Here is a 10,632-nt window from a genome sequence, read left to right on the forward strand (position 1 = left end):
CTCGAGCAGGGCGAGCAAGGCCGCGATCCTGGGGTCGTCCATGAATTCGGCCGGGATGACCAGATCGTAGCGTTCCCGGGCCAGGGGGATGAAGTCAAGCCCCAAAGCCCGGGCCGCGGCGTGGATGCCCAGGCCGCAGTCGGCCGCGCCGGTCAGGACGTTCACGGCCACGGCCATGTGGGTGAACTCCTCTTTGTCGTAGCCCTTGACCGCATTCGGAGCGATGGCGGCCTTGGCCAGGGTGTGGTCGAGGAGAATCCGCGTGCCGGCCCCGCGCTGGCGGTTGATGAAGGTGACCTCGGGCCGGGCCAGATCGGCCACGCCGGAAATAGCCAGGGGATTGCCCGGGGCGACAATGAGGCCCTGATGCCGGATGGCCAGGTTGACGAGGATGAGGTCGCGGCCGGGCGCGACGCGGTTCAAAAAAGGGAAGTTGAAGTCCTCGGTCTCGGGATCGAAGAGGTGGGCTCCGGCGACCATGGCCATGCCGGAGGCGATGGCCTTCAGGCCGCCCATGCTGCCGACGTGGGCCGAGGCCAGGGCCACGGGCTCGGGCAGGCCCATGAGGGCGTTGGCCAGGATGTCCAGGGTGTTGTCGTGGCTGCCGATGACCACCAGGGTCTTGTCCAGGGTGGCCCGGGGGACGAGCAGACGGGCCGGGACCGTGACGCCTTCCTCCAGACCTTCGGTGTCCGTTGGCACGGCGGTCACGCCCTGGGCCCTGGTCAAGGAGGTGATCAGGCCAGCACCCCGGGCCAGGGGCAGGGCCACGTAGCGTTCGCCGACCCGACCGATGGACAGGCGGACACGTTCCTCCATGCCCAGGCGGGAGGCCACCTTGCGGGCCAGGACCACGGGCAGGGTGACGGCCTCGGGCCGGGGCTGGCGGGCAAGCCAGGACACGACCGGTGCCAGGACATCCTCGTAGCAGACCACGCTGCTGACCGGATAGCCGGGGGCTCCGACCATGAGCCTGCCCCGGGCCTCGCCGATCAGGGTCGGCTTGCCGGGCATGACCGAGAGACCATGGACCAGAATTTGGCCCACTCGCTCCATGACCGTGCGGGTGTAGTCCTTGCTCCCAGCCGAGGACCCGGCGCCGATGATCACGATGTGTGATTTCTCGAGGGCCTCGCGCACGGCACGCTCCAGGGCGTCGAGGTCGTCGGGAACCGGCGGCACCCGGTGGACCGAACAGCTCCAGGACCCAGCCAGGGCGGCCAAGACCTGGGAGTTGCTCTCCACGACCTGACCGGGTCCGGGTTCGGGCCGGGCCGTGAAGTCCAACACCTCGTCGCCGGTGGGAATGACCGTCAGGCGGACGCGTTCCCAGACCGTGACCTCCCAGATGCCGGCCGTGAGCAGGGCCCCGATGTCGTAGGCGGTGATGGTGTGGTTCTGGGGCAGGAGGAGTTCCGTGGCCACGATGTCCTCCCCGATGCGGCGGACGTGCTGCATGGGAAAGGCCGGTTTTTCCACGGCCAGATCGCCGTCACGGTCCACGACGTGCTCGATCATGATCACGGCGTCCATGTCCTCGGGCAGAGGATGGCCGGTGTTCACGGGCACGAAATCCCGTCCGGCTTTCAGGATGACCGGATGTCCTTCTCGGGCCTGCCAGGTGTCCCTGGCCCGGACTGCATAACCGTCCATTGCCGCGCTGTGAAAGGTGGGCGAGGAGTAGCGGGCGAAAATGGGTTTGGCCGTAACCCGGCCCAGGGCTTCGTGCGTGGGCACGGTCTCGCGGGCCATCAGGGCCTCGCGATCCAGGGCCGAAATGGCTCTGGCCACGGCCTCGTCCACGGGAATCAACTTCAGATAGATGTTGCGGCTCATGAAACCTCCGAAAGGCATTGCGGTTCAGATCATCCAGACATTGACAGGGCTTCCGGCGGTCAGGCCCTCGCACGAGGCCGGAATGGTCAACAGGCCCTGGGCGTCGAGAAGGGTCCGAAGAAGGCCCGACTTTCCGGTGACGGGCACGGCCAGGGATCGGCCTTCGGTCGCAGGTTCCAGGGCCACGCGGACGTAGTCCTCCCGACCGGGTTTGGATGCCAGGTTTCGGGAGAGCACGGCCGGACGGATGGGTCGAATTTCGGAATCAAAGGCATCGGCCCGGCCCTGGAGATGCCAGAGAAGGGGGCCGCCAAAGACGAGCATGACTACCTGGGCCGAGGTGACCTGGCCTGGAAGACCCAGAACCGGCGTGTTCCCGCAGCGAGCCAGGATGGTCGGCTTGCCCGGGCTGATGGTCACACCGTGGGCCAGGATTTCGGAATCGGACCGAGCCTCGATGACGTTCACAGTCAAGTCCCTAGTGCCCACGGAGCTGCCGCCCGAAAGACATGCCACGTCGGCCTGATCGAGGGCCCGGGCAAGGGCCTGGGCCAGGTCTTCGAAGCGGTCCGGGACGATGCCCATGGCCAGGGGCAGACCGCCGTGGGCTCGGACCAGTCCGGCCAGGGTCACGGAGTTCACGTCCCGGACCTGGCCGGGCACGGGTTTGCCATTCACGGGTACCAGTTCGTCGCCGGTGGAAATGATTGCCACCCGAGGGCGGCGGCGGACGACGACTTCAGTTTGGCCCAGGGCGGCCAGGAGCCCAGCCTCCTGGACCCTGATGCGGGTTCCGGCGGTCAGGGCCACGGTCCCTGTAATCACATCCTCGCCTCGGAGCATGACGTTTTCGCCCGGGGCCAGGGGTCGGCGGACCTCGATGGTCGTCTCGTCCAGACGGTCGGTGTGCTCGACCATGACCACGGCGTCGGCCCCGGGGGGCAGGGTACCCCCGGTGGTGATGGCCAGACAGGTACCGGGGGCCAGGACTTCGGTGCTGATCTCCCGGATTTGCAAGGAGCCCCGAAGGTCGAGATAGCTGGGGGCCGATTCCGAGGCCCCGAAGAGGTCCACGGCCCTCACGGCGTAGCCGTCCATGCAGGACCGGGCCACGAGAGGAAGATCCTCGGAGGCGACAAGATCAATTCCCAGGACACGATCAATGGCCTGGTCCAGATCAACGGTTTCGGTACCCAGAATTGGAAACGAACGGAGAAGATCGGTGAATTCAGCCGGAGAGACGGCCCGAAAAAAGGATGTTTTCATGGTGATCGAAAGGGTTTCGGTGACAGCGGATTTTGATCTATACCGTATCTGGCATAGTTGCAAAGGGCAACCTTTCCGGGGGCAAAACCGGATTTTACAGGGAAAGCCCCCTCTGATAGAGGCCGCTGATGGCCCACTATCCCGTATTTTTGGAACTGACCGGTCGTCGATGCCTTGTCGTCGGATTGGGCCGGGTCGGTCGGCGCAAACTCGAGGGGCTTCTCGAGTGCGGACCGGCCCAGGTCACCGGGCTGGATATCCGACCGCCAGACAGTGACATTCAGAGACTCCTTGACAGCCGGGCCAACTTTTCATTTCTTCAGCGGCCGTTTCGGGCCGAGGACGTTTTGGGCCAGACGCTGGTCTTTGCCTGCTCCAGCGACGCGGGCCTCAATGCCGAGGTCGCCGAAACCTGCCGACTTCGGGGTGTATGGTGCAACGTGGCCGACGACCCGGATCAAAGCGACTTCATTCTTCCGTCTCTGATCCGGCGGGGGGATCTGGTCGTGGCCGTGTCCACATCAGGCCGGAGCCCGGCCCTGGCCCGGATGGTCCGACAGGAGCTCGATGAGATGTTCGGCCCCGGCTACGAGCCCTTGCTGACGGTCATGGGCCGGATCCGGGAAGGGGTTCTGTCCTGCGGCACGGATTGCGACCAGAACCGGGATCTGTTTCGGGCCCTGGTGGGATCAGAACTCAGGCGGCAGTTGGAAATTGGGGATCTAGCGGGGGCGGATCGGACTTTGCGTCAAGTCCTGCCCGAGGTCCTGCACCCTGAAATAGGAGTGTATCTGCATGGGTCCGGAAAAAATTTTTGAACTGTTGATCATCGTTCTGTATTTTTCCGGGGCGGTGCTCTTCCTGGGCGGCCTCGTCCTGCGCTCCACGGTTTTCCGTCGATGGGCCATGAGGTTGGCCGGAGCGGGTTTCGGACTCCACAGCGTGGACATCGGCCTGATGGTGGTTGGCCTCGGACATGAAAATTTCACCCAGGCCCAATTCCATTTCAGTCTCATGGCCTGGCTTTTTCTGGCCGTGTTCTTCTTCCTTTGCTGGCGCCTGAAGATCGAGTTTCTGAGTCTGGCCGCCGCGCCCCTGGCCTTGATCCTCTTTACCTCCTCCCTTGCCGTGTCCGATATCAAGGTTCCCGTACCCGAGACCTTGAGCAGCCTTTGGTTCGGGCTCCATGTCGGGTCCCTTTTCATCAGCATGGCGCTCTTGGCCTTGGCCTGCGGAGCGGGCATGTGCTATCTGTATCTGGAGCGGAGAATCAAGACCAAGGCCGGAATTAAGGGCTTTGCCCAGGATCTGCCGTCCCTCTCGGTCTTTGACAAGGCCAACCATTGGGCGGTTATGGCCGGGTTCCCCCTGTACACGGCGGGCATGCTTTCTGGTTTCATCTGGGCCGCGTTTACCTGGAAGCAGGTCTTCAGCTGGGACCCCAAGGAGCTCATCTCCATCGTCATCTGGAGCGTGTACGGGTATCTGTTCCATCAGCGTTTGATCCTGGGCTGGCAGGGCCGCAAACCTGCCAAGATCGTCATTTGGCTCTTTGTTTTGACCATCCTGTCCATGACCATCATCAATCTGATGATGCCAACCCATCACAGTCTGAGACCATGATCAAGGCGAACATCTTACCGGATATGGCCCGCGGACTCGTGCTCGTGGGTCTGAACCACAAGACCGCGCCGGTGGAGGTTCGGGAGCGTTTCGCCCTGAGCGGACGGGCTCCGTGTGAGTGCTGCCTGGTCCAGCGGGGCGGGGTCATCCGGGAGGCATTGGTCCTTTCGACCTGCAACCGGGTCGAATTTTTGGTGATCTCCATCGGAGATGGGGACGTGGCCGACCGGGTCATGGAGAGCTGGGCGGCCATCTGCGGCAGAAGCGAGGACGAACTACGGCCCCATGTTTACATTCACCGAGGGCTGGACGCCGTTCTGCATCTGTTTCAGGTAGCTTCGAGCCTGGATTCCATGGTCCTGGGCGAGCCCCAGATCCTGGGCCAGCTCAAGGAGGCCTATCGGACGGCCGTGGAGGAGCGCTGGTCCGGGGTGATCCTCAACCGGCTCATGCACAAGGCCTTTTCCGTGGCCAAGCGGGTCCGGACCGAGACGGCCATCGCCTCCAGCGCCGTGTCCATCAGCTACGCGGCCGTGGAGCTGGCCAAGCGGATCTTCGGGGATCTCTCCCGGCAGACGGTCCTCCTGGTCGGGGCCGGGGAAATGGCCGAACTGGCGGCGACCCATCTCAAGAACACGGGCATCGCCGGAATGCTCGTGGCCAACAGAACTTTGTCCAGAGGTCAAGAGTTGGCCAGGGCCTTCGGGGCCGAGGCCGTGTCCTTCGAGGGCCTGCTGGAAAGTCTGGTCCGGGCCGATATCGTCATCAGCTCCACGGGTTCGCCGGTGACGGTCATCAGGGCCCGCGACGTCCAAAAGGTCCTCAAGCAGAGGCGGAACCGGCCCATGTTTTTCATCGACATAGCCGTGCCCCGGGACATTGACCCGGACGTGAACGGTTTGGACAACGTCTATCTCTACGACATCGACGACCTCCAGGACGTGGTCCAGGAAAACCTGGCCTCCAGGCGGGAGGAGGCCTCTCGAGCCCAGGCCATCATCGAGGACGAGGTGGCCGCGTTCGAGCGCTGGCTCCGGTCCCTGGAACTCACTCCAACCATCGTGGACCTGAACCGGAAGGTCGAGGATCTGGCCGAACGCGAGATCCGCAAAACCCTGAAGTCCTTGGGCCCGGACGTGGACCCGAGGGTGGAGGAGGCCGTCCGGACCCTGGCCCTGTCCCTGGCCAAGAAAGTCTGCCATGGGCCCATGGCCTACCTCAAGCGGCAGGGGTGCGACTTTGGCGAGTCCCAGGAGGCCGTGCACCAGGTGCGGCGGATCTTCGGCCTGGACGAAGTCCGGCCCGAGGGACACGGCACGAAAACTCCGGCCGGGTAGTGCCGGCCGTGTTCGAGACTGGAAACGCGAGGGAAGCATGCGGACCTATCTGATCGAAGACCTCGGCGAGGGCGCCGTGCCCAGAATAGAGGAATGGCTGCGGGCCCATGGCTGTGGGTCCGCCATCGAAGGCTCGTTTCGGGTCGTTCTCCCCGTAGATTTGCTCGACCCGCAGCAGGCCGAGCACACCCCAAAATGCGGGGATCACTATCTGGCCCTGGAGACCGGGCCTGACTGGATCAAGCTGGAATTTCTGGTCCGCTGCCGGAACACCTTGAGCTGCCCCTGCATGCGGTACGCCGGGCCTGAGCAGGCGCGATACGGCATGGATTTTTTGGACGGGGTTCTCAAGGCCCTGGATATCCCGGCCTGAAGGCTCCAAGGTTCTCGGTGCCGAATTTCCTGTCTTTGAAGTCCTTGCCGCGAAGTGCTGCCCGGTTTTGCCTGCGGGCGGAACGGTTTCTGAGAAACGATCTCGGACTTCGTCTTCGCGGGACCAGACTTCTGGCCGCCTTTTCCGGAGGCCCGGATTCCCTGGCCCTGACGGCCTGCCTGCGCATCATTTCCCCCAGAATCGGCTTCGAGCTTGTTTCCGCACACCTCGATCACGGCCTCCGGCCCCAATCCCGAGACGAGGCGGCGGCGGCCTCGGCCCTGGCCACCGAACTTGGAATTCCCTGTCTGGTCGGTCGGACCTCGGTGCCAATCTGGTGCCGTAGCCGAAAGATGGGCGTCGAGGAGGGGGCCAGAGATCTGCGCTACCGGTTTCTGTCCGGGGTTCTTCGACGATCCGGTGCCCAGTGGATCGCCACCGGCCATAGCCTGAACGACCTGGCCGAGGACGTAATCATGCGCTTGATTCGGGGCACGGGGTGGCCGGGTCTCGGGGGGATGCCGGCCCTGGATCCGGAGCGCAAGCTGGTCCGGCCCATGCTGTTCGTTTCCAGGGCCGAGATCCGGATGTTTCTCGACGACCTTGGCCTGACCGCCATTGAGGATCCATCCAACGACGATCCCGGATTTCTCCGCAACAGGATCAGGGATCGGATTCTGCCCGCCTTCCTGGAGGAAAATCCGAATTTTTTGGAGGCCGTGGTTCGGCTCTCGTCTTCGTCCCGGGACGATGAATCGTTCTTCCGAATCCTGGCCGAATCCCGGATACGTTGGCGTGCCGAATCGGCCCTGGTCGAGGACGGGTGCCGGATTCTTCCCAGGTCTGTGCGGTTGCGAACCCTCAAGCTGGCCCTGGAGCGGTTCGGCGGTCCTCGGTTCCAAAATCTCATTCGGCTGGACGAGTTGTGGACCGGGCAAAAGACCGGAGCCGTGGTCCAGTTTCCGGGTCCGGCCTATGGACGGATCAAGCGAGAGGGGGTCGAGTTCGGACCCGGGCGCGGACCCGGATCGCACCATAGTCCGGTCAGTTGATGAGGCTTTGCAGGGGCGAGGGGATAAGCCCTCCGCGGCGGATGAATCCGGCCGACATGCCCGGGGCCCGGATGGCCATGATTCCGGCCTCGCCCAGGAGGCCCCCAAAGAAGGCCCTGTCCCCGGCCTTCTTGCCCGGCACTGGGATGAGGCGGCAGGCCGTAGTCTTCTTGTTGATGACCCCGATGGCCATTTCGTCGGCCATGATGCCGGCGATGGTTTCCACCGGGGTGTCCCCGGGGATGGCCACCATGTCCAGGCCCACGGAGCAGACGCTGGTCATGGCCTCGAGCTTTTCCAGGCTGAGGAGACCCTGCTCAGCGGCAGAGGCGATGTTCAGATCCTCGCTGACGGGGATGAAGGCCCCGGACAGGCCCCCGACCTGGGCGCTGGCAAAGGCCCCGCCCTTTTTGACCGCGTCGTTGAGCATGGCCAGGGCGGCCGTGGTCCCGGGTACTCCGATGGCCCCCAGACCGAGACTCTGGAATATCTCGCCCACACTGTCGCCCACGTTGGGGGTCGGGGCCAGAGAGAGGTCGACGATTCCGAAGCGGACGTTCAGGGCCTCGGCCACCTTGCGGCCGATGAGTTCCCCGACCTTGGTGACCTTGAAGGCCGTTCTCTTGATCAGATCGGCGACCTCATCCAGGGCCGCGTGCGGGTTGGTCTGGAGAAAGCGGTCGATGGCCTTCTTGACCACGCCCGGGCCGCTGACCCCGACGTTGATGACTGCCCCGGGCTCGCCGATGCCCAGATAGGCCCCGGCCATAAAGGGCACATCCTGGGGGATGTTGGCGAAGACGCAGAGCTTGGCCGCGCCCAGGCCGTCCTTGTCCGCGGTGAGCATGGCCGATTTTTGGACGGCCTCGGCCATGAGGATCACGGCGTCCATGTTGATGCCGGCCCTGGTGGAGGCGACATTGACCGAGGCGCAGAGGCGGGAGGGGGACGCCAGGGCCTCGGGAATGGCCTCGACGAGGGCGAAGTCGCCCTTGGCCAGGCCTTTTTCGACCAGGGCGCTGAAACCGCCGATGAAGTCCACGTCGACCTCGGCCGCGGCCGCGTCCAGGGCCTTGGCCACCTCGACCATGCCCCGGCATGGGAAGGGCGCGGCCACGGCGGCCATGGGGCTGACCGAGATGCGTTTGTTGACCACGGGAATGCCGTAGCGGTCGCCGATTTCGTCGCAGACCCGGACCAGGTTCCCGGCCATGGACACAATTCTGGACCGGATGTTGGCAGTCAGCCTGCCCAGGTCGTCGGAGGCGCAGTCGAACAGGTTCAGCCCCAGGGTGACGGCCCGGACGTCGAGATGTTCGTTCTTGACCATTTCGAACATGGAGAGCACTTCGCGTTCGGTCAGCATAAAATTCCTCGCCCGTCGGGGGTGTAGATGTTGGATGGACCTGAAGCACATAGAGAATGACCGGTCCGAGGGCAAGCCTGGGGCCGGATCCACAAAAACAGCAAAAAGGAGGGTGATGCAGTGATTTCGAAGCGGGAACTCAGCGCCAAGGTGGCCGAAATTGCCGGACTGGACCGGGATGGGGCCTATAGCGAGGATGTCGGGCGGGCCCTGTTCGCAGGGGCGGCCTTCGAGACCCTGGGCTATACCTTCAAACTCAAGGACATGAAGCCCAGGGAACTGACGGTCAGCGAGTGGAAGGCAGTGGTCACCAACCCGGCCGGAGATGTGATCACCGTGGAGGACGAGGAGGCGGCCCTGGCTCTGTGTCTGGCTCTGGTCAAGGCCTTCGAGGCCATGGCCGGGAGGGCTCAATGATTTTCAGGGGGGTGGTGTTCGATCTCGACGGAACCCTGATCGATTCCATCGAAGACTTGGCCTCAAGCATGAACACGGTCTTGGAGTCCAGGGGGTTGCCTGTCCACCGGGTCGAGGCCTATCGGGGGTTTATCGGCCGGGGCATGGGCCGTCTCGTATTCCAGGCTCTTCCGGAAGATTGCCGCGAGGAAGAGACCATCCGGGAGTGCATTCTGGCCATGCAGGTCGAATATGCCAAGCATTGGCAGGATTCCACCGATCTCTTCCCGGGGGTGGCCGAACTCCTCCGGGGGCTGGAGAATCGGGGGCTGGCCTTGGCCGTGCACTCCAACAAGCCCCACGAGTTCACCCGCCTGATGGTAGACAGCCTGCTGGACGAGTGGAGTTTTTCGGCCGTTCTCGGGGCCCGGCCCGAGCGGCCAGTCAAGCCGGACCCGGCCGGGGCATTGGAGATCGCCGACGCCCTGGGTCTGTACCCCGAGGAGTGTCTGTTCGTCGGGGACAGCGACGTGGACATGGACACGGCCGTGCAGGCCGGCATGTACCCCGTGGGGGCCTTGTGGGGCTATCGGGACCGGGACGAGCTTCTGGAGGCCGGGGCCGGGATGTTGATCGATCAGCCCGAGGACATTCTGGACTTTATCGACGAGACCGACTCGGAGGGATAGAGATGTCGGGGTTCCGTTCCGGGGGTGTGTCCTGATACTGTTGGGCCCGGAGCTTTTTGATGAGAACCATGCCGTTCTCGACCACGAAGATGAGTTTCCGGCCCTGCAGACCCCCGACGTTGGAGGCCACGACGCGCAGACCATGGCGCTCCAGTGATTCCAGGGCGCTTTGGACGTTCTTTTTGCCGGCCCCGAGTTCCCCGGGCAGCAGCGGGCTGGCCCCGCCGAAGACCTTGCAGTCCAGGGCGTTCAGACGCAGCCCTTTGCGGGTCAGCCTATCGCAGATGGCGTCCACGGCCGAGTCTACATATCTGTAGCGGTTGGCCTCCGCGAGGGGGTTCTCGTAGTCCCGCCATGTGGGAAGCAGGGCGTGGAAGATGGCCCCGATCCGCTCCTTGGGGTGGTGAAAGGTGATGGAGACGCAGGATCCGAGGACGGTCTGGACCGCGCTGTCGGACCTGAAGATCCCGCCCTCGGCGATCATCAGGTAGTGGAGCCTCAGGTGGGGGTTGTTCTTCAGAACACTGTGCATTCGTCTTCGTCGCCCAGATCGGACCCGATCAGTTCCAGGGCCTTCAATGCCTCCAGGAGGGAGGCCTCCTCAACCGGCTTGGTCAGATACATGTCGGCCTCGGATTCGAACTGGGCCTCCATCATCCGCTCGCTGTCGTCGTAGCGGGAGAGGATGACGATC

11 protein-coding genes are annotated in these 10,632 nt (G+C 64.1%); 7 read left to right on the forward strand and 4 right to left on the reverse strand.

Translation table 11 applies throughout. From position 1 onward, the window contains the following. On the reverse strand, positions 1 to 1,836 hold a 1,836-nt coding region (locus EOM25_09590; GenBank protein NCC25427.1), incomplete at its 3' end, for a molybdopterin biosynthesis protein. A gap of 24 nt (positions 1,837 to 1,860) precedes the next feature. Beyond that, positions 1,861 to 3,102 carry a molybdopterin molybdenumtransferase MoeA gene (locus EOM25_09595; GenBank protein ID NCC25428.1) on the reverse strand — a complete coding sequence of 414 codons (1,242 nt, stop codon included), beginning with the start codon at positions 3,100 to 3,102 and terminating at the stop codon, positions 1,861 to 1,863. Positions 3,103 to 3,230: 128 nt separating this feature from the next. Between EOM25_09595 and EOM25_09600 the strand changes: the two genes are divergently transcribed. From EOM25_09600 to tilS, 5 genes are read left to right on the forward strand one after another with little or no spacing between them, the layout of a single operon-like run. Next, the gene (locus tag EOM25_09600; protein NCC25429.1) at positions 3,231 to 3,920 is read left to right on the forward strand and encodes a bifunctional precorrin-2 dehydrogenase/sirohydrochlorin ferrochelatase; all 690 of its coding nucleotides are present in this window, start codon (positions 3,231 to 3,233) and stop codon (positions 3,918 to 3,920) included. Further along, positions 3,898 to 4,725 (forward strand): cytochrome C assembly protein, encoded by an 828-nt coding sequence (locus EOM25_09605; GenBank protein ID NCC25430.1) that lies wholly within the window; start codon positions 3,898 to 3,900, stop codon positions 4,723 to 4,725. Before EOM25_09600 ends, EOM25_09605 begins: the two co-directional genes overlap by 23 nt. A 23-nt stretch (positions 4,726 to 4,748) precedes the next feature. Next, positions 4,749 to 6,062: a glutamyl-tRNA reductase gene (locus EOM25_09610; protein ID NCC25431.1), complete on the forward strand. Its 1,314-nt coding sequence runs from the start codon at positions 4,749 to 4,751 to the stop codon at positions 6,060 to 6,062. 37 nt (positions 6,063 to 6,099) lie between these two features. Next, a complete protein-coding gene (locus EOM25_09615) occupies positions 6,100 to 6,435 on the forward strand; it encodes a hypothetical protein (GenBank protein ID NCC25432.1) in 336 nt (111 codons plus the stop codon). Further along, entirely contained in the window at positions 6,381 to 7,487 is a 1,107-nt protein-coding gene (tilS, locus tag EOM25_09620; GenBank protein ID NCC25433.1) for a tRNA lysidine(34) synthetase TilS, read from the forward strand. Before EOM25_09615 ends, tilS begins: the two co-directional genes overlap by 55 nt. Here tilS and EOM25_09625 read toward each other — a convergent pair. Then, on the reverse strand, positions 7,480 to 8,853 hold the full coding sequence (locus EOM25_09625; GenBank protein NCC25434.1) for a PFL family protein: 1,374 nt from the start codon (positions 8,851 to 8,853) through the stop codon (positions 7,480 to 7,482). The genes tilS and EOM25_09625 overlap by 8 nt on opposite strands. A 120-nt stretch (positions 8,854 to 8,973) precedes the next feature. On the opposite strand from EOM25_09625, the gene EOM25_09630 reads away from it, so the two are divergent. Continuing rightward, positions 8,974 to 9,270: a hypothetical protein gene (locus tag EOM25_09630; GenBank protein NCC25435.1), complete on the forward strand. Its 297-nt coding sequence runs from the start codon at positions 8,974 to 8,976 to the stop codon at positions 9,268 to 9,270. Continuing rightward, the gene (locus EOM25_09635) at positions 9,267 to 9,938 is read left to right on the forward strand and encodes an HAD family hydrolase (protein ID NCC25436.1); all 672 of its coding nucleotides are present in this window, start codon (positions 9,267 to 9,269) and stop codon (positions 9,936 to 9,938) included. The genes EOM25_09630 and EOM25_09635 overlap by 4 nt, the downstream gene beginning before the upstream one ends. Here EOM25_09635 and EOM25_09640 read toward each other — a convergent pair. Continuing rightward, positions 9,910 to 10,470, reverse strand: a complete 561-nt coding sequence (locus tag EOM25_09640) for a chemotaxis protein CheD (protein NCC25437.1) — start codon at positions 10,468 to 10,470, stop codon at positions 9,910 to 9,912. The two genes, EOM25_09635 and EOM25_09640, sit on opposite strands and share 29 nt — an antisense overlap. Positions 10,471 to 10,632 lie beyond the last annotated feature (162 nt).

It is taken from the genome of Deltaproteobacteria bacterium (assembly GCA_009929795.1).
Classification (GTDB): Bacteria; Desulfobacterota; Desulfovibrionia; order Desulfovibrionales; family Desulfomicrobiaceae; genus RZZR01.